Raw genomic sequence first — 21,849 nt, 5'->3', positions numbered from 1 at the left:
CCGGTCTTGGGTTTATATTCGCCTCATCCGCTCAGAACACTCAGGTGAAGCGATGCAGGCGCAATTGATCGCGCTCGATTGGGGAACCAGTTCCCTTCGTGCTTACAAGCTCGGCCCGGCAGGCGTCGTGATCGAACGGCGCACCTTGGCGTCGGGGATCATGCACCTGCCCACTGAAGCCCGGGAAATAGCCGGTGTTCGCTGCAGCAACGGGTTCGAGCTGGCATTCGACGCAGCCTGCGGTGACTGGCTCGACACCCAGCCCGACCTTCCCGTTATCGCCTGCGGCATGGTCGGCAGCGCCCAGGGCTGGAGCGAAGCGGCTTACCGCGACACCCCGGCCGACGTCTCTACCCTCGGCCAGGCGCTGCATGTGGTGCGCAGCCTGCGGGGCGCAGCGGTGCACATCGTGCCCGGCGTGATTCAACGCGGCGCGTTGCCCAATGTGATGCGCGGTGAAGAAACCCAGGTGCTCGGCGTGCTGCAAAGCCTGTCTGCCCATACCGGGCGCGACGTATTGATCGGCCTGCCGGGCAGCCATTCCAAGTGGGTGGAGGTGGTGGAAGGCTGCATCACTCACTTCGATACTTTCATGACCGGCGAGTTGTTCGCCGTGCTCAGTCAGCACAGCATTCTGGGGCGCACCCAGCGCCCTTCCGAACAGTTCCAGGTGGCCGCTTTTGATCGCGGTGTTCAGGTTGCGCTGTCGGCAGACGGCCAAACGGGCCTGTTGTCGAACTTGTTCAGCGCACGTTCCCTGGGATTGACCGGCGAGCTGGCGCCTGACGAGCAACCGGACTATCTGTCCGGGCTGTTGATCGGCCACGAACTGACCGGCCTGCGCACTCGCAAGCCCAGCCAGCAGCGCGACATCGTCCTGGTCGGCACACCCCAACTCTGCACCCGCTACCAGCGTGCACTCCAACTCTGTGGCTTCCCCCACGTGACCCTGGCGCAGGAGGCTACCGAGCGTGGCCTTTGGCAGCTGGCCATGGCGGCGGGGCTGCTGCCTGCAACCTGACGAGAGGCCCGACATGCTCAAGCAAGCACTGACACACAACGGTTTGATCGCGATCCTGCGCGGCCTGCGACCGGAGGAGGCGCTGGCGATCGGCGAGGTGTTGTACACGGCGGGCTTCAGGGTGATCGAAGTGCCGCTGAACTCGCCGGATCCTTATTCCAGCATCCGCATCCTGCGGGACGGCCTCCCCGCCGATTGCCTGATCGGCGCCGGCACCGTGCTGACCCCGGAACAGGTCGATCAAGTCAAAGCCGCCGGCGGCCAGGTGATCGTCATGCCCCATAGCGATGCCAAGGTGCTGCGAGCCGCCAAGGCCGCGGGCCTGTATCTGTCGCCGGGTGTGGCCACGCCCACCGAAGCGTTTGCCGCGCTGGCCGAAGGCGCCGACGTGCTGAAGCTGTTCCCGGCCGAGCAAATGGGCCCGGCGGTGGTCAAGGCCTGGCTCGCGGTACTGCCCGCCGGCACCGTGCTGCTGCCGGTGGGCGGCATCACCCCGGACAACATGCAGGTATTTTTCGACGCGGGCGTCAAGGGCTTCGGCCTGGGCTCCGGGTTATTCAAGCCGGGCATGAGCGTCGCCCAAGTGGCGAGCAACGCCCAGGCCTACGTCGCCGCCTGGCATGCCTTGGGCTGATCAGCGTTCTCCATCTACAAGAGAGATAAGAAGATGAAAATCACCAAACTGACCACCTTCATCGTCCCGCCGCGCTGGTGCTTCCTCAAGGTTGAAACCGACCAGGGCGTGACTGGTTGGGGCGAGCCCGTTGTCGAGGGCCGCGCCCATACCGTGGCTGCCGCCGTCGAGGAATTGTCCGACTACTTGATCGGCAAGGACCCACGCAATATCGAGGACATCTGGACCGTGCTCTATCGCGGCGGTTTCTACCGTGGCGGCGCGATCCATATGAGCGCTCTCGCCGGTATCGACCAGGCGCTGTGGGACATCAAGGGCAAGGCCCTCGGCGTGTCGGTCAGCGACCTGCTGGGTGGCCAGGTGCGCGACAAGATCCGCGTGTATTCGTGGATCGGTGGCGACCGCCCGGCCGACACTGCCCGCGCCGCCAAGGAAGCCGTGGCCCGTGGTTTTACCGCGGTGAAAATGAACGGCACCGAAGAGCTGCAATTTCTCGACAGCTTCGAAAAAGTCGACCAGGCCCTGGCCAACGTCGCCGCCGTGCGGGATGCGGTCGGTCCGAACGTCGGCATCGGCGTCGACTTCCATGGCCGGGTGCACAAACCCATGGCCAAGGTGCTGATGAAGGAACTCGATCCCTACAAACTGATGTTTATCGAAGAGCCGGTGCTCAGCGAAAACTACGAAGCGCTGAAAGAGCTGGCGCCGCTCACCAGCACCCCGATTGCCCTCGGCGAGCGCCTGTTCTCGCGCTGGGACTTCAAGCGCGTGCTCAGCGAAGGCTACGTCGACATCATCCAGCCGGATGCTTCCCACGCCGGCGGTATCACCGAAACCCGCAAGATTGCCAACATGGCCGAAGCCTACGACGTGGCCCTCGCCCTGCACTGCCCGCTCGGCCCGATTGCCCTGGCAGCGTGCCTGCAGCTGGATGCGGTTTGCTACAACGCGTTCATCCAGGAACAGAGCCTGGGCATTCACTACAACGAGAGCAATGACCTGCTGGATTACGTGCGCGATCCGGGTGTTTTCGACTACGACCAGGGCTTTGTGAAAATCCCCAACGGGCCAGGCCTGGGCATCGAGATCAACGAGGAATACGTGATCGAACGCGCGGCCATCGGGCATCGCTGGCGCAATCCGATCTGGCGGCATGCCGATGGCAGCTTCGCGGAGTGGTAAACACCGCGAATTTGAGGTGAAAACCCGGTCAATGTGGGAGCGGGCTTGCTCGCGAAGGCGGAGTGTCAGTCAACACCTCCGCTGCTGGTAGACCGCTTTCGCGAGCAAGCCCGCTCCCACATTTGATTCGGTTTCTTCAGTAAGACCTGTCCTCAATAACCATAAGAAGAGGCAACCCCCATGCAATCCGAGTCCTTCACCGGGCAGGCTTCTTTAGTCACGCCCAGCCGAAAGCGTTTCTTCATCATGGTGCTGCTGTTCATCACCGTGGTGATCAACTACCTGGACCGCAGCAACCTGTCGATTGCCGCTCCGGCCCTGACCAGCGAGCTGGGGATCGACCCGGTGCATGTCGGGTTGATCTTCTCCGCGTTCGGCTGGACCTACGCGGCCATGCAGATTCCCGGCGGCTGGCTGGTGGACCGGGTGCCGCCGCGCATTCTCTACAGCGTCGCCCTGCTGCTGTGGTCGGTGGCCACGGTGATGCTCGGTTTCGCCGCCAGCTTCATCGCGCTGTTCGTATTGCGCATGGCGGTGGGCGCCCTGGAGGCCCCGGCCTACCCGATCAACAGCCGCGTGGTCACCACCTGGTTCCCTGAGCGTGAGCGAGCCACGGCGATTGGCGTCTACACCTCCGGGCAGTTTGTCGGGCTGGCGTTTCTCACGCCGGTATTGGCCTGGCTGCAACACGCCTTTGGCTGGCACATGGTGTTTGTCGCCACCGGCGGCGTGGGCATTGTGTGGGCGTTGATCTGGTACGCGGTGTACCGCGAGCCACGGGATTTCAAAGGCGCGAATGCGGCGGAAATCGAGCTGATCCGCGAAGGCGGCGGGTTGGTGGACATCCAGGCGCAGGCGGCCAAGGCACCGTTCAGCTGGGTCGACCTCGGCATCGTGTTGAGCAAGCGCAAACTGTGGGGGATCTACTTGGGGCAGTTCTGCCTGAATTCCACGTTGTGGTTTTTCCTGACGTGGTTTCCGACCTACCTGGTGAAATATCGCGGCATGGACTTCATCAAGTCCGGCCTGCTGGCGTCGCTGCCGTTTCTGGCAGCGTTTGTCGGGGTGCTGTGTTCGGGGCTGTTTTCCGATTGGCTGATTCGCCGGGGAGCGTCCGTGGGGTTTGCGCGCAAGTTGCCGATCATTGGCGGGCTGTTGATTTCCACGGCGATCATCGGCGCCAACTTTGTTGATTCCACGGCGTGGGTGATTGCGTTTCTGGCGGTGGCGTTTTTCGGCAATGGCCTGGCGTCGATCACCTGGTCGCTGGTGTCGACCCTGGCGCCGGCAAGGCTGCTGGGGCTGACCGGAGGGGTGTTCAACTTCATCGGCAATCTGTCGGCGATTACCACGCCGATCGTGATTGGCTTTCTGGCGACAGGGGATTCGTTTGCACCGGCGATTACGTACATCGCGGTGCTGGCGTTGCTGGGGGCGTTGTCCTACATCTTGCTGGTCGGCAAGGTCGAGCGTATAGAACTGTAGGAGCGAGCTTGCTCGCGAAAAACCTCAGAGCGCCGCGGGGTGTCAGATGCCCCGCGGTATCGTTAACGGTTTTCGCGAGCAAGCTCGCTCCTACAGGGAGCTACTAGTACAGCGCGCCATCCAGGATTTGATAAACGATGCTGGTGCCAATCGCGATCAACACGATGTCCCCACCCGAGCGGCGCCATTCGTAGCCAGGGTATTGCGGCAGATGCGACAGAGCCCGAGGGTCCAGGCGCTCACCATAGTAGTTTGGCGGCAGGCGCTGGCCGCGCACCAGGTGGATGCCGGGAGGCGGCGGTGCGCCACGGCGAAAGTCGCCATGGTTATCGCGGATGACCTGTCTCACAGGGCCGAAGTCCTGAGGAGGACCGCCACGGTGGTTGTCCTGGGGCCCGCGATGGTCATCGCCACGGTGATCGTTCTGCTGGCCCGGCGGGCCGCCACGGTCAGGTCCGCCGCCTTGGTCATACGGTGCGGCTTGCACCAGCGCGCTGGCGCCGAGCAACAGCACACCCAGACCGGCTATCACACGTTTAGGCATTTTCATCAGGGGTTTCCTCAACTGCACGAACAACAAAAAGGGATCTCGAACCACGTTCGAAATCCCTTGGTCTTGTTAGCTTAGGTACTGATTTGCCAGCATGATTCCTCTGTATCAGGAACTTTACCTACCGCTTACGAGCCGCTTACTTACGGGCGTTGCGTACACCTTCCGACAGCGCCGAGCACAGGGTCAATACACCGTCGATGGCCTGTTGATCATTGCTGGCGTTGGCGATGTGGTCGATCAGTGCCGACCCCACCACCACACCGTCTGCCAAGCGGGCGATTGCAGCGGCCTGCTCCGGGGTGCGTATGCCGAAACCGATGCTGATCGGCAGGTCGGTATGCCGACGTAGACGGGTCACGGCCTCTTCGACGTGTTCCAGGGTCGCGGCGCCGGCACCGGTCACACCGGCCACCGAGACGTAGTACACAAACCCTGAGCTGCCGTTGAGCACGGTCGGCAGGCGCGCGTCGTCGGTGGTCGGCGTGGTCAGGCGGATAAAGTCGATACCGGCAGCCTGGGCCGGGTCGCACAGCTCGCCGTTATGTTCCGGCGGCATGTCGACCACGATCAGGCCGTCGACGCCGGCTTCTTTCGCATCGCTGATGAAGCGTGGCACGCCGTACATGTGGATCGGGTTGAAGTAGCCCATCAGCACCAGCGGCGTGTCGCTGTTGCCCTCGCGGAACTCGCGAACCATTTGCAGGGTTTTCGTGAGGTTCTGCTTGGCGGTCAGTGCGCGGATGTTGGCCAGTTGAATGGCCGGGCCATCGGCCATCGGGTCGGTGAACGGCATGCCCAGCTCGATTACATCGGCGCCGGCCGCCGGCAAGCCCTTGAGGATCGCCAGCGAGGTGTCATAACCCGGGTCACCGGCGGTGACGAAGGTCACCAGGGCGGCGCGGTTTTGTTCTTTCAGTTGCGCAAAACGTGTTTGCAGGCGGCTCATCAGTGTTTCTCCTGCTGGGACTGTTCCATGTGGTGCATCACGGTTTGCATGTCTTTGTCGCCACGGCCGGACAGGTTGACCACCATCAGGTGATCTTTCGGTAAGGTCGGCGCGCGCTTGAACACTTCGGCCAAGGCGTGGGCGCTTTCCAGTGCAGGAATAATCCCTTCCAGGCGGCAGCATTTGTGAAAGGCGTCGAGGGCTTCGTCGTCGGTCACCGAGGTGTACTGGACGCGGCCGATGTCGTGCAACCAGGCGTGTTCAGGGCCGATGCCCGGGTAGTCGAGGCCCGCGGAGATCGAGTGGGCGTCGATGATCTGGCCATCGTCGTCCTGCAACAGGAAGGTACGGTTGCCGTGCAGTACGCCCGGGACGCCGCCGTTGAGGCTGGCCGCGTGTTTGCCGGTCTCGATGCCGTAGCCGGCCGCTTCAACGCCGATGATTTCGACGCTGGTGTCATCCAGGAACGGGTGGAACAGGCCCATGGCATTGGAACCGCCGCCGATGCACGCCACCAGGCTGTCGGGCAGGCGGCCTTCCTGGGCTTGCAGCTGGGTACGGGTTTCCTTGCCGATCACGGCCTGGAAGTCGCGAACCATGGCTGGGTACGGGTGCGGACCGGCCACGGTGCCGATCAGGTAGAAGGTGCTGTCGACGTTGGTGACCCAGTCACGCAGGGCTTCGTTCATCGCGTCTTTCAGGGTGCCGGTGCCGGCGACCACCGGTATCACTTCAGCGCCCAGCAGCTTCATGCGAAATACGTTGGCCTGTTGGCGCTCGATGTCGGTGGTGCCCATGTAGATCACGCATTGCAGGCCGAAACGCGCGGCGACGGTGGCCGTGGCCACACCGTGCATGCCGGCGCCGGTCTCGGCGATGATGCGTTTTTTACCCATGCGCCGCGCCAGCAGGATCTGGCCGATGCAGTTGTTGATCTTGTGGGCGCCGGTGTGGTTCAGCTCTTCGCGCTTGAGGTAGATCTTGGCGCCACCGCAGAACTCGGTCAGGCGCTCGGCGAAGTACAGCGGGCTTGGGCGTCCGACGTAGTCGCGCTGGAAGTAGGCCAGTTCTTCGTTGAAGGCCGGATCGATCTTGGCCGCTTCGTATTCGCGGGCCAGGTCAAGGATCAACGGCATCAGGGTTTCCGCCACGTAGCGGCCGCCGAACGAACCAAACAGGCCATTGGCATCCGGGCCGTTGCGTAAATCGGTCTGGGTCTGAGTCATGGGACGCTCCAGGTAGAAAATGTGTAAGAGGCAATGACGGTCACTCTACCCCTGACGCTTCCGCGTGAAAACCGATAAGATCGCCACAACCTGTCAGGAAAACTCACAGATGAGCCGAGACCTCCCACCGCTGAATGCCTTGCGCGCTTTTGAGGCGACTGCGCGCCTGAACAGCGTTAGCCAGGCCGCTGAGCAACTGCACGTGACCCATGGTGCGGTCAGCCGGCAGCTGAAGGTGTTGGAAGAACACCTTGGTGTAAGCCTGTTCGCCAAGGACGGGCGCGGCCTCAAACTCACAGATTCCGGCATTCGCCTGCGAGATGCGAGTTTCGAGGCCTTCGAGCGACTGAGGGACACTTGCGCCGAGCTCACGCAAAGCAGTGCCGATGCGCCGTTTGTGCTCGGCTGCTCCGGCAGCCTGCTGGCGCGCTGGTTTATTCCGCGTCTGGGGCGCCTGAACGCCGAGTTGCCGGATTTGCGCCTGCATCTGTCGGCGGGTGAAGGCGATCTTGACCCGCGTCGCCCCGGCCTGGACGCGCTGCTGGTGTTCGCCGAACCCCCATGGCCGGCGGATATGCAGGTGTACGAATTGGCCAGCGAACGCATCGGCCCGGTCATGAGCCCGCGTTTTGCCCATTACGAGCGATTGCGCCAGGCGCCTCCCGAGGCGCTGCTGAATGAGGCCCTGTTGCACACTACCTCACGCCCGCAAGCCTGGCCCAGCTGGGCGCAGCACCATGGGATCGACGCTGGCGCGTTGAAGTACGGTCAGGGGTTTGAGCATTTGTATTATTTGCTGGAGGCGGCGGTGGCCGGGCTGGGGGTAGCAATTGCGCCTGAGCCGCTGGTGGCAGAGGACCTGCGAGCGGGTCGCCTGGTTGCGCCGTGGGGTTTCAGTGAAACCCCGGCGCAACTGGCGTTGTGGCTACCCAAGCGCGCCGCAGATGGGCGCGCCGGGCAACTGGCGCAGTGGCTCAAGGCTGAGCTTGCGCGCCAGGACGTTTAGTCGCCGCGTTTGCACAGCAAGTAAGCTGCCAGCAGACCCAGCGCGCCGACGGCGACACCGGCGGTAGTCCATGGATGCTCTTGCGCGTAGTCCCGTGTTGCAACACCGGTTTCGCGGATTTTGACTTTGCTTTCTTCGTAGGCATCGCTGATCAGGTGGCGGGAATGCTTGAGGGCGTTCTCGGCATTGCTTTTCAGGGCCTTCAGGGTTTTGCGCGACTCGTCAGACGCATCGTCCTTGAGGCTTTCCAAAGATTTGAGCAGGCTCGAAATCTCGGCTTCCATGCTTTCCAATGACGCTTTGCGTAAAGAGGTGTTGGCCATGTGGGCTCTCCTGGAGTGATTGAGTTGCGTGTGTTGTTTCCGACTGCGGCGGTTTCAGAAAGTGCAGTAAATCTGAACTTTCACATCGCAATAGCCGCCAGAAGCAGTACGAGAATTCACTGCTAGTCTTGATTAACGACCCCAGGAGAAAAACTTATGAGTGATCATCACACCTACAAGAAAGTCGAACTGGTGGGCTCTTCCGCGACCAGCATCGAGGAGGCCATCAACAATGCCCTGGCTGAAGCCAGCAAGAGCATCAAGCACTTGGAGTGGTTTGAAGTGACCGAAACCCGTGGCCACATCAAGGATGGCAAGGCTGCGCATTTCCAGGTCACCCTCAAGGTGGGGTTCCGAATTGCCAGTAGTTGATTGAGCCGGTTGAACTTGCGCGCTGGCCGATTGCCATAAACTCCGCTACAACCTTTAGGCACGTCGACGTGACGAGCGTCGGCGTGCTTCCTTTCGATCAACCCAAGGAAGTGACGGATGAAGAACTTTTTGTTGGCGGTAGGTTTGTTGAGCATTGCGGGCACGGCCCTGGCGGCGGGCAAGCCTTGTGAAGAGCTGAAAAGCGAGATTGCGGCGAAAATCGACGCTAAAGGCGCTTCGGGCTACTCCCTGGAAATCGTGGACAAAGGTGCTGCACCTAGTGACCACACGGTTGTCGGCAGCTGTGAAGCCGGTACCAAGGAAATCGCCTACAAGCGCGGGTGATCCCGTGTTGCAGACGTAAAAAACCGACGCGAGTGCGTCGGTTTTTTTATGCCTGCGATCCCTCGCTCCGCGTGGGAATGAAGCCTGGGATGCTCTGCGTCCCGCCTCACTCCTGGATTCAGCCCTTCATGACCTGCGCCAGCAGCTCGTAGGAATGAATCCGGTCGGCATGCTCGTACAGGTCACAGGTGAAGATCAGCTCATCCGCGCCGGTCTGCTCCACCAGCACTTCCAGCTTGGCGCGGATCTTCTGCGGGCTGCCCACCATGGCCAGGCCGAGGAAACTGCCCACGGCGTCTTTCTCATGGGGCAGCCACAGGCCGTCCATGGTCTTGACCGGCGGGCGCTGCACCAGGCTTTGCCCACGCATCAGCGCGAGGATTCGCTGGTACACCGAGGTGGCCAGGTAATCGGCTTGCTCATCGGTGTCGGCGGCCACCAGCGGGATGCCGAGCATCACGTAGGGCTTGTCCAGCACGGCCGAAGGCTTGAAGTGGTTGCGATAGACGCGAATCGCTTCATGCATCAGGCGCGGTGCGAAATGTGAGGCAAAGGCGTAAGGCAAACCGCGCTCGCCTGCCAGCTGCGCACTGAACAGGCTGGAGCCCAATAGCCACACAGGGACGTTGGTGCCGGTGCCGGGTACGGCGATCACTCGTTGGTCCGGAGTGCGCGGGCCGAGGTAGGCCATCAGTTCTGCCACGTCTTCCGGGAAATCATCAGCGCTGCCGGAGCGTTCACGGCGCAGCGCGCGGGCGGTCATCTGGTCGGAGCCTGGTGCGCGGCCAAGGCCCAGGTCGATGCGGCCCGGGTACAGGCTTTCCAGGGTGCCGAACTGCTCGGCGATCACCAGCGGTGCGTGGTTGGGCAGCATCACCCCACCGGAACCGACACGGATCGTCGAGGTGCCACCGGCCAGGTAACCCAGCAATACCGAGGTCGCCGAGCTGGCGATGCCGTCCATATTGTGGTGTTCGGCGACCCAGAAACGGTTGTAGCCGAATTTTTCCACGTGCTGGGCCAGGTCCAGGGAATTGCGCAGCGACTGCGCCGGGCTGCCGTTGGCACGCACGGGCACGAGGTCGAGGGTCGAGAACTTTACGTCGGACAGCGATTTCATAAGCCTGCTTCTCCAATGGGGGCGCAGGCTTCTTAGACGAACCAAAACCTGCCGCTTCATGTGCATGTCCTATGCAATGAGGGCATATACCCGAGATTCAATAGCGATGGTGAAATTTCCTACTTAATCGGTAGGTTTCTCCGACAAGATGAACTTTGCCGTGGCGTCTATCCTCAGAACCCTTACTGACGCAAAACCACCGTTCGAGGAGACCGCTATGAGTATTGTTAAAAAAGCATCCGCGCATTGGGAAGGCGACCTGAAGACTGGCCTGGGTTCCATTTCCACCGAAACCGGCGTTCTGCGTGAAGCGCCTTACGGCTTCAAGGCCCGTTTCGAAGGTGGCAAGGGCACCAACCCTGAAGAACTGATCGGCGCAGCCCATGCCGGTTGTTTCTCCATGGCGTTTTCCATGATTCTCGGCGATGCCGGGCTCAAGGCCGACAGCATCGACACCCAGGCCGAAGTGACCCTGGACCAAGTGGACGGTGGCTTTGCGATTACTGCCGTGCACCTGACCCTCAAGGCGAAGATCCCGGGCGCCAGCCAGGCGCAGTTCGATGAGCTGAGCAAAAAGGCCAAGGAAGGATGCCCCGTGTCCAAGGTACTGAACGCAACCATTACCCTGGATGGCACGCTGGTTAGTTGATGCAACCCCCTTGCAGGGGTGAGCTTGCTCGCCCCTGCAGGTGCAAATGTGGTCGAATAGCCGATTGCAGACTCAGCGCACACCCGTGCGCGTGCATTCAAGGAGCTTCACACATGAAACGTATTGCCTTGGCGGTTATCTGCTGTGCACTGGCCACGTCGGCGCTGGCGGCGCCAAAAGATTGTGAAGAGCTCAGGAAGGAGATCGAGGTCAAAATCCAGGCGAATGCCGTTCCGTCCTACACCCTCGAAATCGTCACCAAGGAAGAAGCTGACAAGCACGACAGCGCCATGGTTGTCGGCAGCTGTGAGAATGGCACCAAAGCCATCGTCTACCAGAAGAACAACGACTGATCAGATGCAGTTGACGCTACGTTCTTCGGCCAGCAATTGACCCGCTTTGTTGTACAGCCGGATATTCGGGTTGTAGCCCAGTGAGCGCCCTTCCAGGCGATAGCGCTGGCCCGCCTCGAAACGGTCGTATTGCAGGGTCATGAAGCAGGTACGGTCAGTGGTTTGGCCAAACCCGCCGAAACTGCCGCCGGTAGGCACCTCGAAATCAAAACGTACCATCAGCTCATGGCTGCCAGGCGGCACCTGGAAGAAGCGCCCGTCGTTCAGGTTTTTCCCGTCCAGGCGTTGCGCCATTACCAGCTTGGCGCCGGGTGTCGGGGTAGCGAAGTCGACCCAGGCTTGGAGTGGATCAACCGGCGGTAGTGGCGTCGACGCACAGGCACTGAGAAAAATCGCGGCGACGGGAAGCAGTAGCTGACGCATGTTAAGCACTCAACTGTAGGAATGGTTTTTTGAACGGCTGCGTTCGGCAGCACGCTCCCTATGAGTATAAACACGCCACGCCATGGAAAAATTCCCCACAGGCGAGATAGTCTGGCGGGATGGTTACCGGCGAGAGGTTTGAATGGTCAGGCGTTTGCTTCCCGGCTTGATGCTGCTGTTGCTCAGCGGCTGTTCCAGCGTCAGTTATTACAGCCAACTGGCAGACGGCCAATGGCAATTGCTGCGTGCCCGGGAGCCGGTCTCCGCGGTCGTCGCCGACCCGTCCCGGCCACAGGTGCTGCGCGAGCACTTGGCGCAATCGCAGAAAGCCCGCACCTTCGCCAGCGAACACCTGCACCTGCCGGATAACCAGAGTTACCGGCTGTATGCCGATATCGGCCGCCCTTACGTGGTCTGGAACGTGTTCGCCACGCCTGAATTTTCCCTGTCCCCGCAAACCCACTGCTTCCCGATTGCCGGTTGCGTGGCCTATCGCGGCTACTACAACCAGGGCGCCGCACGCGGCCAGGCGGCTTTGTTGAAGCAGCAAGGGATGGATGTGTCGATTGGCGGCGTGGAGGCCTATTCCACCCTCGGCTGGTTCAACGACCCGATCATGAGTTCGATGATGAGCTGGGGGGACGAGCGCCTGGCCACGCTGATTTTTCATGAGCTGGCGCACCAGCGGTTTTATGTGAAGGACGACACCGAGTTCAACGAGTCGTACGCCACCTTCGTCGAGCAGGAAGGTACCCGGCAATGGCGCGCCGCCCAAGGCTTGCCGCCTGCCAGCGAGTCGGCGCTGAAACAGCGCGACCAGTTCACCCGGCTGGTGCTCGATACCCGCAAACGCCTGGAGCAGTTGTATGCGCAGCCGCTGACGGCAGATGCCATGCGCCAGGCCAAGGCCGCTGAATTCGAGCGCCTGCGCAGTGACTACCGGCACATGCGCGATAGCCAGTGGGGTGGCGACAAGCGTTATGACGCCTGGGTCAACCTACCGATGAACAACGCAAGGTTGCTGCCGTTTGGGCTGTATGACCAGTGGGTGCCGGCGTTCGTCGCGTTGTTCCGGCAGGAAGGCGGGGATTGGCCGAAGTTCTTTGCGGCGGTGGAGAAGCTGGGCGGGTTGCCGGTGGATCAGCGCAAGGCGGCCCTGAGGGCGTTGGAGGGATCCGGGCAAGTGGTTGGCCGGTAGGGCCTCATCGCGGGCAAGCCCGGCTCCCACATTTGACTGAGTTGTCTTGGCCGACCGTGATCAAATGTGGGAGCTGGCTTGCCTGCGATAGCGCATTCAAGGCCGTTGCAAAAACGCCTGATGCATCTCGGCCAACGTTTCGAAATGCCAGGTCGGCGCCTCGGCACTCAGCTCTTCACGGCTGCCAAACCCATAACCCACCGCCGCCGAATCCAGCCCATTGCTGCGGGCCCCGATCAGGTCGTGCTTGCGGTCGCCAATCATCAAGGTGCTGGCCGGGTCCAGGCTTTCTTGCGCCATCAGGTGGGCGATCAACTCGACCTTGTTGGTGCGCGTGCCGTCCAGCTCGCTGCCGTAGATCATCTTGAAGTGCTTGGCGAAATCAAAATGCCGGGCGATTTCCCGGGCAAATACCCAAGGCTTGGACGTGGCTACATACAGCTGGCGGCCCTGGCCATTCAATTCCTCAAGCAGCGGCATCACGCCGTCGAACACGCGGTTTTCGTACAGGCCGGTGACCTTGAAGCGCTCGCGGTAGAAATTCACCGCCTCCCAGGCCTTGGCTTCGTCGAAGCCATAAAACTGCATGAACGCTTGCAGCAGCGGCGGGCCGATAAAGTGCTCAAGTTTGGTCAGGTCCGGCTCATCGATCCCCAGTTTGGCGAGGGCGAACTGGATCGAGCGGGTGATGCCTTCGCGCGGGTCGGTGAGGGTGCCATCGAGGTCGAACAAAACGGTCTGGTAATGCATGGGTGTCCTTGTCATTGGTCGAAGCCTTCGGCCAGGTGCAGGTCTTTGAGCTTTACGTAGTTCGCGGCGCTGTAGGTGAAAAATGCCCGTTCCTTGTCAATCAGCGGGCGGATTTGTTTAACCGGGCTGCCAACATACAAAAAACCGCTCTCAAGTTTCTTGCCCGGCGGCACCAGGCTGCCGGCGCCGATGATCACCTCGTCTTCCACCACGGCGCCGTCCATCACAATGCTGCCCATGCCGATCAGGATCCGGCTGCCTACCGTGCAGCCATGCAGCATGACCTTGTGGGCAATGGTCACATCGTCGCCGATCAGCAGCGGGAAACCATCAGGATTGAAGGGGCCTGCGTGGGTAATGTGCAGCACGCAGCCGTCCTGCACGCTGGTGCGCGCACCGATGCGGATGCGGTGCATGTCGCCGCGAATCACCGTCAGCGGCCATACCGAGCTGTCGGTGCCGATTTCGACGTCGCCGATCACCACCGCCGATGCATCGACGAAAGCCCCGGCGGCCAGGGCCGGCGTGTGATTCTGGTAGGTGCGAAGGGTCACGATAGGCTCTCTCTCTTCTGCTGATAGCTGCGGTGGGCGTTGATTGTAATTAAGATGGCCCCATCTTTGTTCTTACATGTTTCTTCAGCCAAGGTGCCAACCGTGAGCGCGAACAACCCTCTTCTGCAGTCCTACGACCTGCCGCCGTTCTCGGCGATCCGTGCCGAGCACGTACAGCCGGCCATTGAACAGATCCTCGCCGACAACCGCGTCGCCATCGAAGGCATCCTGCAAAGCCAGGGTAAAAATCCGACCTGGGCCGGGCTGGTCCTGGCCATGGACGAACTCAATGACCGCCTGGGTGCCGCCTGGAGCCCGGTCAGCCACCTGAATGCCGTGTGCAACAGCGCCGAACTGCGGGAAGCCTACGAGGCGTGCCTGCCGGCACTGAGCGCCTACTCCACCGAGATGGGCCAGAACCGCGAGTTGTTCCAGGCCTTCGACGCCCTGGCCAACAGCCCGGAAGCCGCCGGCTTCGACGTGGCGCAAAAAACCATCCTGGAACACTCCCTGCGGGACTTCCGTCTGTCGGGTATCGATTTGCCGCCTGAACAGCAAAAGCGTTATGCCGAAGTGCAGAGCAAGCTCTCCGAACTGGGCAGCAAGTTCTCCAACCAATTGCTCGATGCCACCCAGGCCTGGACCAAGCACGTCACTGACGAAGCAACCCTCGCCGGCCTGACCGATTCCTCCAAGGCGCAAATGGCTGCGGCTGCCCAGGCCAAGGGCCTCGACGGCTGGCTGATCACCCTGGAATTCCCAAGCTACTACGCGGTGATGACCTACGCCCACGACCGCGCCCTGCGTGAAGAAATCTACGCAGCCTACTGCACCCGCGCGTCGGACCAAGGCCCGAATGCCGGTCAGAATGATAATGGCCCGGTCATGGAACAGATCCTCGACCTGCGTCAGGAGCTGGCGCAACTGCTGGGCTTCGCCTCGTTCTCCGAGCTGAGCCTGGCCACCAAAATGGCCGAGTCCAGCGACCAGGTGCTGAGCTTCCTGCGTGACCTGGCCAAGCGCAGCAAGCCGTTTGCCACCCAGGACCTGCAACAGCTCAAGGCCTATGCCGCGGAACAAGGCTGCGCGGACCTGCAAAGCTGGGACAGCGGTTTCTACGGCGAAAAACTGCGTGAGCAGCGTTACAGCGTTTCCCAGGAAGCCCTGCGCGCCTACTTCCCGATCGACAAGGTACTCAGCGGTCTGTTCGCCATCGTGCAACGCCTGTATGGCATCGAGATCGCCGAGCAGAAAGGCTTCGACACCTGGCACCCGGATGTTCGCCTGTTCGAAATCAAGGAAAACGGCCAGCACGTCGGCCGCTTCTTCTTCGACCTGTATGCCCGCGCCAACAAGCGTGGGGGTGCCTGGATGGACGGCGCCCGTGACCGTCGCCGCACGGTTGATGGCGTGCTGCAAAGCCCGGTGGCCAACCTGGTGTGCAACTTCACCCCGGCCGACAGCGGCAAGCCTGCCCTGCTGACCCACAATGAAGTGACCACGCTGTTCCACGAATTCGGCCACGGCCTGCACCACCTGTTGACCCGTGTCGAACACGCCGGCGTGTCCGGCATCAACGGCGTGGCCTGGGATGCGGTGGAGTTGCCGAGCCAGTTCATGGAAAACTGGTGCTGGGAGCCGGAAGGCCTGGCGCTGATTTCCGGTCACTATGAAACCGGTGAGCCGCTGCCACAGGACCTGCTGGAAAAAATGCTCGCGGCGAAGAACTTCCAGTCCGGCCTGATGATGGTTCGCCAGTTGGAGTTCTCGCTGTTCGACTTTGAGCTGCACGCTACCCATGGCGATGGCCGCAGCGTGCTGCAGGTGCTGGAAGGCGTGCGTGATGAGGTGTCGGTGATGCGTCCGCCCGCCTACAACCGCTTCCCCAACAGCTTCGCGCATATCTTCGCTGGCGGTTACGCTGCGGGTTACTACAGCTACAAGTGGGCGGAAGTGCTGTCGGCCGATGCCTTCTCCAAGTTCGAAGAAGATGGCGTGCTCAATGCCGAGACTGGCCGGGCGTTCCGCGAGGCGATCCTGGCCCGTGGCGGTTCCCAGGCACCGATGGTGCTGTTCGTCGATTTCCGCGGACGGGCGCCGTCGATTGACGCACTCTTGCGCCACAGCGGCCTGAGTGAGGACGCGGCAGCATGAGTGAAGCACCTGTGAAAACTAAAAAACGCTTTATCGCCGGGGCAGTCTGCCCGGCGTGCAGCGAGCCGGACAAGTTGATGATGTGGAGCGAGGACGATGTTCCGCACCGCGAATGCGTGGCTTGCGGCTACTCCGACACGCTGAATGAACAAGGTCTGTCAGTGCCCAAGGAATTGGGTACGCGGGTCAATACGTCGGCGTTGAAAGCACCGGACCCCAAGGTGCAGGCGGTGCAGTTCTTCCCTAATCCGAAGCTGAAAAAAGACTGACCGAGAAGCGCTCCCTGGGTTGATGGCTCAGGGAGCGACCACCCAGGCGGTTTTTTCCTCGGCCGGGTCTTTGGCGTTGTCCGCGGTATTCAGCCAGCTTTTCATCGAGCACAGCGCAAAGGCGCTGGTGCTGCACTCGCCGTTGGCCAGTGCAGTGCGTAACTTGTCGACATCCGCCTTCATCATGTAGCGAACGCCGTCCTTGAAGCCGCTACTGGCGCCGAAGCCGCCCAAGGTCATTTCGTTCAGCGCGTCTTCCTTGCTCCATCCCTGAATCACCACCCGATACATCGCCGCCATCAGGCCCGTGCGGTCGGAGCCGTGTTTGCAGTGCATCAGCACCGGGCCGTTGGCTTCGGCATCCTGAATCGCACGCAACGCTGCGAGCACATCGGCGTCATCGACATGGTTGGTGCGATAAGACAATTGCACTTGGTTGATACCGGGTGATTTCAGCCACTTGGCATCGGACTCGGGCAGAAAGTTGATCACCGTACCGATCTTGAGCTTTTCCAATACAGGAACAGCACCGCTATCCGGCAGCGCGCTGCGATAGAGCGTGGGCGTCATTTGATACAGGTTGTATTGATTGCCCACCGGCTGGGCCCATTCCAACGAACGAATGGGCGTGAGCTCTTCGGCCTGGGACGGTGCGGTGGTGAACAGCGCCATGAACACGAGGCTGACGGCAGGCAGCAATTGATTCTTGAACATGCGCGATGTAACCGAATAGGGAAGGGGCTGATGGGGCCCAGATTCGCCTACAGGGGGTCAATGCCGTGTGAGGTACTCGTCAAAGAATCGTGAATAAGCCGGCTCCGGGCAGATTTTTTCGCGCTGAAACGATTTTCCCCAATCCTTAGCCTGCTATCCTTTGTAACTATTGATTGCTGCTGTGTTCTATCCCCTTGGGTCCTTTGGATCCCATTTACTGCCAAAACTATAAGTCGTTCCTCGAAGCGGCTGATAAATCCGTGACCACATGATGAGGTGCCACCATGTCTGATCAAGATCAAGACAACCCCCGGCGTGAGTTTTTACGCAAATCCTTGACCTTGATCCCCGTGGTCACTGTCGCCAGCACGGGCCTGGGCGGTTCGATGCTGATGGCGGTTCCCGAACCGGCTCAAGCCAGCCCGGAGAAGGCGCCCGTCAGCAGCAAGGCCTATGAGCCGAGCTATTTCACTGCCGAGGAATGGGCCTTTATCAACGCGGCCGTTGCGCGCCTGATCCCGGCGGACGACCAGGGCCCAGGCGCCCTGGAAGCCGGCGCGCCGGAATACATCGACCGTCAGATGAACACGCCGTACGCGGCGGGTGCCCTGTGGTTCATGCAAGGCCCGTTCAATGCCGACGCGCCGCCTGAAATGGGCTGGCAGAGCAAATTGGTGCCCAAGGAGATCTATCGCCTGGGCATCGCTGCCACGGATGCCTGGTCGAAAGCGATGAACGGTAAGCTATTTGCCGAGCAAGACAGCGCTACCCAGGAAAAGTTGTTGCAGCGCCTGGAGGCCGGCGACGCGCAGTTCGACAGCGTCCCGCCGAAGATTTTCTTCAATCTGTTGCTGCAAAACACCAAGGAAGGGTTCTTTTGCGACCCGGTCCACGGTGGCAACAAAGGCATGGTCGGCTGGACCATGATCGGCTTCCCCGGCGCCCGCGCCGATTTCATGGATTGGGTTGAACGCAACGAGCAATACCCCTTCCCGGCTGTTTCGATCCGTGGCGAGAGGGCGTAAACGTGGCGACCATCATGAAGAAAGTGGATGCAGTGATTGTCGGCTTTGGCTGGACCGGCGCGATCATGGCCAAGGAGCTGACGGAAGCTGGCCTCAACGTGGTAGCGCTGGAGCGCGGCCCGATGCAGGACACCTACCCGGACGGCAACTATCCCCAGGTCATCGACGAACTGACCTACAGCGTGCGTAAAAAGCTCTTCCAGGACATCTCCAAGGAAACCGTGACCATTCGCCATAGCGTGAATGACGTGGCGATGCCCAACCGCCAACTGGGCGCTTTCCTGCCTGGCAACGGTGTCGGCGGTGCAGGCCTGCACTGGTCCGGCGTGCACTTTCGGGTGGACCCTATCGAGTTGCGCATGCGCAGCCATTACGAAGAGCGCTACGGGAAAAACTTCATTCCCAAGGACATGACCATCCAGGATTTCGGCGTCAGCTATGAAGAGCTGGAACCATTCTTCGACTATGCCGAGAAAGTCTTCGGCACCTCCGGGCAAGCCTGGACGGTGAAAGGCCAGTTGGTGGGCGAAGGCAAGGGCGGCAACCCTTACGCACCGGATCGCTCCAATCACTTCCCGCTGGAATCGCAGAAGAACACAGTCTCCGCACAGCTGTTCCAGAAGGCCGCCACGGCCGTGGGGTACAAGCCCTACAACCTGCCTTCCGCGAATACATCGGGGCCGTACACCAACCCTTACGGCGCCCAGATGGGCCCGTGCAACTTCTGCGGCTTCTGCAGCGGTTATGTCTGCTACATGTATTCCAAGGCTTCGCCGAACGTGAACATCCTGCCGGCCTTGCGCCAGGAACCCAAGTTCGAACTGCGGCCCAATTCCCACGTGCTGAAGGTCAATCTCGACAGCACCAGGAGCAAGGCGACCGGCGTGACGTATGTCGACGCCCAGGGGCGGGAATGCGAGCAGCCGGCGGACCTGGTGATCCTCGGTTCCTTCCAGTTCAACAACGTGCGCCTGATGCTGCTGTCGGGCATCGGCAAACCCTACGACCCGATCTCCGGTGAGGGCGTGGTGGGCCGCAACTTCGCCTACCAGAACATGGCCACCATCAAGGCGTTCTTCGACAAGGACGTGCACACCAACAACTTTATCGGTGCCGGCGGCAATGGCGTGGCGGTCGATGACTTCAACGCCGACAACTTCGACCATGGGCCTCACGGCTTTGTGGGCGGCTCGCCGATGTGGGTCAACCAGGCGGGCAGCCGGCCGATTGCGGGTACCTCCAACCCGCCGGGCACGCCGGCCTGGGGCAGCGCGTGGAAGCGCGCCACGGCTGATTACTACACCCATCAGGTGTCGATGGATGCCCATGGCGCCCACCAATCCTACCGTGGCAACTACCTCGACCTGGACCCGGTTTACCGCGATGCCTACGGCCTGCCGCTGCTGCGCATGACCTTCGACTGGCAGGAAAACGACATCAAGATGAACCGCTTCATGGTCGAAAAAATGAGCAAGATCGCCGAAGCGATGAACCCCAAGGCGATTGCCTTGCTGGGCAAAAAGGTGGGCGAGCACTTCAACACCGCGTCTTACCAGACCACCCACCTCAACGGTGGCGCGATCATGGGCACCGACCCGAAAACCAGTGCCTTGAACCGCTACCTGCAGTGCTGGGACGTACACAACGTGTTTGTCCCGGGCGCTTCCGCGTTCCCACAAGGCTTGGGCTACAACCCTACAGGCCTGGTGGCGGCATTGACCTACTGGTCGGCGCGGGCAATTCGCGAGCAGTACCTGAAAAACCCCGGCCCACTGGTTCAGGCATAAGGAGCGATGACCATGAAAGCATTTGTTATCGCGTCCCTGGCTTTGTTCAGCAGCTGCTCGGTGAGTGCGGCTGAAACCGATCTGGTCAAACAGGGTGAATACCTGGCTCGCGCCGGTGACTGCGTGGCCTGCCACACCGCCAAGGGCGGCAAACCGTTCGCCGGTGGCCTGCCGATGGAAACCCCGATCGGCACCATCTACTCCACCAACATCACCCCGGACAAAACCGGCCTGGGCGACTACAGCTTCGAAGACTTCGACCAGGCCGTGCGCCATGGCGTCGCCAAAAACGGTAGTACGCTTTACCCGGCGATGCCCTACCCGTCCTACGCGCGGGTCAGCGAAAGCGACATGCAGGCGCTGTACGCGTACTTCATGAAGGGCGTGGAGCCGGTGGCGCAGGTGAACAAGGACAGCGACATTCCCTGGCCGTTGAGCATGCGCTGGCCGTTGGCCGGATGGCGCTGGATGTTTGCGCCCAAGGTCGAGGACTACAAGGCCCAGGCGGGCGCCGATCCGGTGATCAGCCGTGGCGCGTATCTGGTGGAAGGCCTCGGCCACTGCGGCGCTTGCCACACACCACGGGCCCTGACCATGCAGGAAAAATCCCTGAGTGCGTCGGATGGCAGCGCTTTCCTGTCCGGCAGCGCACCGCTGGAAGGCTGGATTGCCAAGAGCCTGCGGGGTGATCACAAGGACGGCCTGGGTAGCTGGAGCGAGGAGCAACTGGTGCAATTCCTCAAGACCGGGCGCAGTGATCGCAGTGCGGTGTTTGGCGGCATGAGCGACGTTGTGGTCCACAGCATGCAGTACATGTCGGAAGAGGACCTGACGGCTATCGCCCGTTACCTCAAGACCCTGCCGGCGGTGGATCCCAAGGATCAGCCGCACCAGTACGACAAGCAGGTCGCCGACGCGCTGTGGAAGGGTGATGACAGCAAGCCGGGTGCCTCGGTGTACATCGACAACTGCGCGGCGTGCCACCGTACCGACGGCCACGGCTACACCCGCGTGTTCCCGGCGCTGGCGGGCAACCCGGTATTGCAGACGGCGGATGCGACGTCGCTGATCAACATCGTGTTGAACGGCGGCACGTTGCCGGCGACGCATACGGCACCTTCGACCTTCACCATGCCGGCGTTTGCCTGGCGGCTGTCGGATCAGGAAGTGGCGGATGTCGTCAGTTTCGTTCGGGACAGTTGGGGTAATAAGGGAGAGACTGTAAAGGCTTCGCAAGTGAAAGACTTGCGAAAAGATGCAGTAACTACCGAAGCTGATCAAACTTCAGAGAAGTAGTGTCAGTTGCCAGGTTTATAGTTTTATATATAAGCCTGGCAACTAGCCGATTAATTATCGAGGGGCGCAGGTTTTTACAAAGCTATTCGCCATGTTCAGGAAGATGGTCTTGTCCTGTTCATCGAAGTCGCCGTCGTTATCCAGGTCGGTGGTGGAGGAAGTGGTGTCGTAGTGCCCGTCCCTGTTGGAGGAAGAGGCATACATGGCGTAGGACAGTTTACCGTCGGTAAAGCGCTCCATTAATACTTCCGGGCTGTTATCTTTTTCAAAGTCTTCGCATGTAAAGCGTAGTTCATCCTGAGACATAAATATCCTGTAGGTGGTAATGAGTTAAGTTGTGATCATAGCGATGTGTTAATAACTTTATCCATGTCACATATGTCGCGATTTATTTCTTGTTTGGTTACATGTAGGAAGGTGTCATTCCGTTCGTGCGAAGGTCGATGCTAGACCGCGCCGCCCAG

25 protein-coding genes and 1 pseudogene are annotated in these 21,849 nt (G+C 61.0%); 15 read left to right on the top strand and 11 right to left on the bottom strand.

Annotation, left to right across the window (positions count from 1 at the left end):
• Positions 1-52 precede the first annotated feature (52 nt).
• The 4 genes from HX807_RS18475 (at position 53) to HX807_RS18460 (ending at position 4,322) form a co-directional block, all read left to right on the top strand.
• Positions 53-1,021 carry a 2-dehydro-3-deoxygalactonokinase gene (locus tag HX807_RS18475; protein ID WP_003213641.1) on the top strand — a complete coding sequence of 323 codons (969 nt, stop codon included), beginning with the start codon at positions 53-55 and terminating at the stop codon, positions 1,019-1,021.
• A gap of 13 nt (positions 1,022-1,034) precedes the next feature.
• Positions 1,035-1,655, top strand: coding sequence for a 2-dehydro-3-deoxy-6-phosphogalactonate aldolase (locus HX807_RS18470; protein ID WP_177050661.1), 621 nt, complete (start codon positions 1,035-1,037; stop codon positions 1,653-1,655).
• Between the two features lie 33 nt (positions 1,656-1,688).
• The gene (gene dgoD / locus HX807_RS18465; RefSeq protein WP_003213645.1) at positions 1,689-2,837 is read left to right on the top strand and encodes a galactonate dehydratase; all 1,149 of its coding nucleotides are present in this window, start codon (positions 1,689-1,691) and stop codon (positions 2,835-2,837) included.
• A gap of 180 nt (positions 2,838-3,017) precedes the next feature.
• Positions 3,018-4,322, top strand: coding sequence for an MFS transporter (locus HX807_RS18460; protein ID WP_008439581.1), 1,305 nt, complete (start codon positions 3,018-3,020; stop codon positions 4,320-4,322).
• Here the strand turns inward: HX807_RS18460 and HX807_RS31705 are convergent.
• From HX807_RS31705 to trpB, 4 genes and pseudogenes are all read right to left on the bottom strand, one after another.
• A pseudogene (locus HX807_RS31705) lies at positions 4,315-4,404 on the bottom strand (outer membrane lipoprotein carrier protein LolA); the annotation flags it as partial. The gene HX807_RS18460 and the pseudogene HX807_RS31705 sit on opposite strands and share 8 nt — an antisense overlap.
• 21 nt (positions 4,405-4,425) lie before the next feature.
• The gene (locus HX807_RS18455; protein WP_008439582.1) at positions 4,426-4,872 is read right to left on the bottom strand and encodes an anti-virulence regulator CigR family protein; all 447 of its coding nucleotides are present in this window, start codon (positions 4,870-4,872) and stop codon (positions 4,426-4,428) included.
• A 139-nt stretch (positions 4,873-5,011) separates the two neighbouring features.
• Positions 5,012-5,821 (bottom strand): tryptophan synthase subunit alpha, encoded by an 810-nt coding sequence (gene trpA, locus HX807_RS18450; protein ID WP_003214901.1) that lies wholly within the window; start codon positions 5,819-5,821, stop codon positions 5,012-5,014.
• The gene (gene trpB, locus HX807_RS18445; protein WP_010168558.1) at positions 5,821-7,047 is read right to left on the bottom strand and encodes a tryptophan synthase subunit beta; all 1,227 of its coding nucleotides are present in this window, start codon (positions 7,045-7,047) and stop codon (positions 5,821-5,823) included. Before trpB ends, trpA begins: the two co-directional genes overlap by 1 nt.
• A 109-nt stretch (positions 7,048-7,156) precedes the next feature.
• Here trpB and HX807_RS18440 point away from each other — a divergent pair, with 109 nt between their 5' ends.
• Positions 7,157-8,053 carry a LysR family transcriptional regulator gene (locus HX807_RS18440; protein ID WP_177022427.1) on the top strand — a complete coding sequence of 299 codons (897 nt, stop codon included), beginning with the start codon at positions 7,157-7,159 and terminating at the stop codon, positions 8,051-8,053.
• On the opposite strand, the gene HX807_RS18435 is transcribed toward HX807_RS18440, so the two are convergent.
• Entirely contained in the window at positions 8,050-8,376 is a 327-nt protein-coding gene (locus tag HX807_RS18435) for a YqjD family protein (protein ID WP_003170746.1), read from the bottom strand. The two genes, HX807_RS18440 and HX807_RS18435, sit on opposite strands and share 4 nt — an antisense overlap.
• A gap of 156 nt (positions 8,377-8,532) precedes the next feature.
• Between HX807_RS18435 and HX807_RS18430 the strand changes: the two genes are divergently transcribed.
• A complete protein-coding gene (locus tag HX807_RS18430) occupies positions 8,533-8,748 on the top strand; it encodes a dodecin (RefSeq protein WP_008439585.1) in 216 nt (71 codons plus the stop codon).
• Positions 8,749-8,865: 117 nt separating this feature from the next.
• Entirely contained in the window at positions 8,866-9,093 is a 228-nt protein-coding gene (locus HX807_RS18425) for a DUF1161 domain-containing protein (protein WP_003214893.1), read from the top strand.
• A 118-nt stretch (positions 9,094-9,211) separates the two neighbouring features.
• On the opposite strand, the gene HX807_RS18420 is transcribed toward HX807_RS18425, so the two are convergent.
• On the bottom strand, positions 9,212-10,213 hold the full coding sequence (locus HX807_RS18420; RefSeq protein WP_087694564.1) for an LLM class flavin-dependent oxidoreductase: 1,002 nt from the start codon (positions 10,211-10,213) through the stop codon (positions 9,212-9,214).
• A 217-nt stretch (positions 10,214-10,430) separates the two neighbouring features.
• On the opposite strand from HX807_RS18420, the gene HX807_RS18415 reads away from it, so the two are divergent.
• A complete protein-coding gene (locus tag HX807_RS18415) occupies positions 10,431-10,862 on the top strand; it encodes an OsmC family protein (RefSeq protein ID WP_008439587.1) in 432 nt (143 codons plus the stop codon).
• 113 nt (positions 10,863-10,975) lie between these two features.
• Positions 10,976-11,215 (top strand): DUF1161 domain-containing protein, encoded by a 240-nt coding sequence (locus HX807_RS18410; protein WP_003214887.1) that lies wholly within the window; start codon positions 10,976-10,978, stop codon positions 11,213-11,215.
• On the opposite strand, the gene HX807_RS18405 is transcribed toward HX807_RS18410, so the two are convergent.
• Positions 11,216-11,638, bottom strand: coding sequence for a hypothetical protein (locus tag HX807_RS18405; RefSeq protein WP_177020348.1), 423 nt, complete (start codon positions 11,636-11,638; stop codon positions 11,216-11,218). It lies immediately after the preceding gene.
• A gap of 142 nt (positions 11,639-11,780) precedes the next feature.
• On the opposite strand from HX807_RS18405, the gene HX807_RS18400 reads away from it, so the two are divergent.
• Positions 11,781-12,836 (top strand): aminopeptidase, encoded by a 1,056-nt coding sequence (locus HX807_RS18400; RefSeq protein WP_177035387.1) that lies wholly within the window; start codon positions 11,781-11,783, stop codon positions 12,834-12,836.
• A gap of 96 nt (positions 12,837-12,932) precedes the next feature.
• Here the strand turns inward: HX807_RS18400 and HX807_RS18395 are convergent, their stop codons facing one another.
• Positions 12,933-13,586 carry an HAD family hydrolase gene (locus tag HX807_RS18395; protein WP_134325494.1) on the bottom strand — a complete coding sequence of 218 codons (654 nt, stop codon included), beginning with the start codon at positions 13,584-13,586 and terminating at the stop codon, positions 12,933-12,935.
• An 11-nt stretch (positions 13,587-13,597) separates the two neighbouring features.
• Positions 13,598-14,140, bottom strand: coding sequence for a gamma carbonic anhydrase family protein (locus tag HX807_RS18390; protein ID WP_134325495.1), 543 nt, complete (start codon positions 14,138-14,140; stop codon positions 13,598-13,600).
• A 102-nt stretch (positions 14,141-14,242) separates the two neighbouring features.
• On the opposite strand from HX807_RS18390, the gene prlC reads away from it, so the two are divergent.
• Both prlC and HX807_RS18380 read left to right on the top strand, forming a co-directional pair.
• Positions 14,243-16,294, top strand: coding sequence for an oligopeptidase A (gene prlC, locus HX807_RS18385; RefSeq protein ID WP_003214874.1), 2,052 nt, complete (start codon positions 14,243-14,245; stop codon positions 16,292-16,294).
• The gene (locus HX807_RS18380) at positions 16,291-16,563 is read left to right on the top strand and encodes a YheV family putative zinc ribbon protein (protein ID WP_003214872.1); all 273 of its coding nucleotides are present in this window, start codon (positions 16,291-16,293) and stop codon (positions 16,561-16,563) included. The genes prlC and HX807_RS18380 overlap by 4 nt, the downstream gene beginning before the upstream one ends.
• Positions 16,564-16,590: 27 nt before the next feature.
• Here the strand turns inward: HX807_RS18380 and HX807_RS18375 are convergent, their stop codons facing one another.
• Positions 16,591-17,277 (bottom strand): tyrosine-protein phosphatase, encoded by a 687-nt coding sequence (locus tag HX807_RS18375; RefSeq protein ID WP_102604429.1) that lies wholly within the window; start codon positions 17,275-17,277, stop codon positions 16,591-16,593.
• Positions 17,278-17,561: 284 nt separating this feature from the next.
• Between HX807_RS18375 and HX807_RS18370 the strand changes: the two genes are divergently transcribed.
• Genes HX807_RS18370 through HX807_RS18360 form a run of 3 tightly spaced genes read left to right on the top strand, consistent with a single transcriptional unit; the run spans position 17,562 to position 21,385 of the window.
• Entirely contained in the window at positions 17,562-18,302 is a 741-nt protein-coding gene (locus HX807_RS18370; protein ID WP_003214869.1) for a gluconate 2-dehydrogenase subunit 3 family protein, read from the top strand.
• A gap of 2 nt (positions 18,303-18,304) precedes the next feature.
• On the top strand, positions 18,305-20,089 hold the full coding sequence (locus HX807_RS18365; RefSeq protein WP_003214867.1) for a GMC family oxidoreductase: 1,785 nt from the start codon (positions 18,305-18,307) through the stop codon (positions 20,087-20,089).
• Between the two features lie 12 nt (positions 20,090-20,101).
• Entirely contained in the window at positions 20,102-21,385 is a 1,284-nt protein-coding gene (locus HX807_RS18360; RefSeq protein ID WP_177050659.1) for a cytochrome c, read from the top strand.
• Positions 21,386-21,439: 54 nt separating this feature from the next.
• Here HX807_RS18360 and HX807_RS18355 read toward each other — a convergent pair whose 3' ends face one another.
• Entirely contained in the window at positions 21,440-21,625 is a 186-nt protein-coding gene (locus HX807_RS18355; protein WP_177040934.1) for a hypothetical protein, read from the bottom strand.
• Positions 21,626-21,849 lie beyond the last annotated feature (224 nt).

It is taken from the genome of Pseudomonas sp. D8002 (assembly GCF_013385695.1).
GTDB lineage: Bacteria > Pseudomonadota > Gammaproteobacteria > Pseudomonadales > Pseudomonadaceae > Aquipseudomonas.
The sequence above is the reverse complement of the archived record's forward strand: the minus strand, read 5'-3'. Positions and strand labels throughout refer to the sequence as shown.

Excerpts from the sequence above, each read along its gene's own strand:
- HX807_RS18460 (WP_008439581.1), top strand. The coding sequence starts at position 3,018 with ATGCAATCCGAGTCCTTCACCGGGCAGGCTTCTTTAGTCACGCCCAGC.
- HX807_RS18355 (WP_177040934.1), bottom strand. The coding sequence starts at position 21,625 with ATGGAGCGCTTTACCGACGGTAAACTGTCCTACGCCATGTATGCCTCT.
- HX807_RS18395 (WP_134325494.1), bottom strand. The coding sequence starts at position 13,586 with ATGCATTACCAGACCGTTTTGTTCGACCTCGATGGCACCCTCACCGAC.
- HX807_RS18405 (WP_177020348.1), bottom strand. The coding sequence starts at position 11,638 with ATGCGTCAGCTACTGCTTCCCGTCGCCGCGATTTTTCTCAGTGCCTGT.
- HX807_RS18400 (WP_177035387.1), top strand. The coding sequence starts at position 11,781 with ATGGTCAGGCGTTTGCTTCCCGGCTTGATGCTGCTGTTGCTCAGCGGC.
- HX807_RS18375 (WP_102604429.1), bottom strand. The coding sequence starts at position 17,277 with ATGTTCAAGAATCAATTGCTGCCTGCCGTCAGCCTCGTGTTCATGGCG.
- dgoD (WP_003213645.1), top strand. The coding sequence starts at position 1,689 with ATGAAAATCACCAAACTGACCACCTTCATCGTCCCGCCGCGCTGGTGC.
- trpB (WP_010168558.1), bottom strand. The coding sequence starts at position 7,047 with ATGACTCAGACCCAGACCGATTTACGCAACGGCCCGGATGCCAATGGC.
- HX807_RS18370 (WP_003214869.1), top strand. The coding sequence starts at position 17,562 with ATGTCTGATCAAGATCAAGACAACCCCCGGCGTGAGTTTTTACGCAAA.
- HX807_RS18430 (WP_008439585.1), top strand. The coding sequence starts at position 8,533 with ATGAGTGATCATCACACCTACAAGAAAGTCGAACTGGTGGGCTCTTCC.
- HX807_RS18410 (WP_003214887.1), top strand. The coding sequence starts at position 10,976 with ATGAAACGTATTGCCTTGGCGGTTATCTGCTGTGCACTGGCCACGTCG.
- HX807_RS18440 (WP_177022427.1), top strand. The coding sequence starts at position 7,157 with ATGAGCCGAGACCTCCCACCGCTGAATGCCTTGCGCGCTTTTGAGGCG.
- HX807_RS18425 (WP_003214893.1), top strand. The coding sequence starts at position 8,866 with ATGAAGAACTTTTTGTTGGCGGTAGGTTTGTTGAGCATTGCGGGCACG.
- HX807_RS18415 (WP_008439587.1), top strand. The coding sequence starts at position 10,431 with ATGAGTATTGTTAAAAAAGCATCCGCGCATTGGGAAGGCGACCTGAAG.
- HX807_RS18475 (WP_003213641.1), top strand. The coding sequence starts at position 53 with ATGCAGGCGCAATTGATCGCGCTCGATTGGGGAACCAGTTCCCTTCGT.
- HX807_RS18455 (WP_008439582.1), bottom strand. The coding sequence starts at position 4,872 with ATGAAAATGCCTAAACGTGTGATAGCCGGTCTGGGTGTGCTGTTGCTC.
- trpA (WP_003214901.1), bottom strand. The coding sequence starts at position 5,821 with ATGAGCCGCCTGCAAACACGTTTTGCGCAACTGAAAGAACAAAACCGC.
- HX807_RS18380 (WP_003214872.1), top strand. The coding sequence starts at position 16,291 with ATGAGTGAAGCACCTGTGAAAACTAAAAAACGCTTTATCGCCGGGGCA.
- HX807_RS18435 (WP_003170746.1), bottom strand. The coding sequence starts at position 8,376 with ATGGCCAACACCTCTTTACGCAAAGCGTCATTGGAAAGCATGGAAGCC.
- HX807_RS18470 (WP_177050661.1), top strand. The coding sequence starts at position 1,035 with ATGCTCAAGCAAGCACTGACACACAACGGTTTGATCGCGATCCTGCGC.
- HX807_RS18360 (WP_177050659.1), top strand. The coding sequence starts at position 20,102 with ATGAAAGCATTTGTTATCGCGTCCCTGGCTTTGTTCAGCAGCTGCTCG.
- HX807_RS18420 (WP_087694564.1), bottom strand. The coding sequence starts at position 10,213 with ATGAAATCGCTGTCCGACGTAAAGTTCTCGACCCTCGACCTCGTGCCC.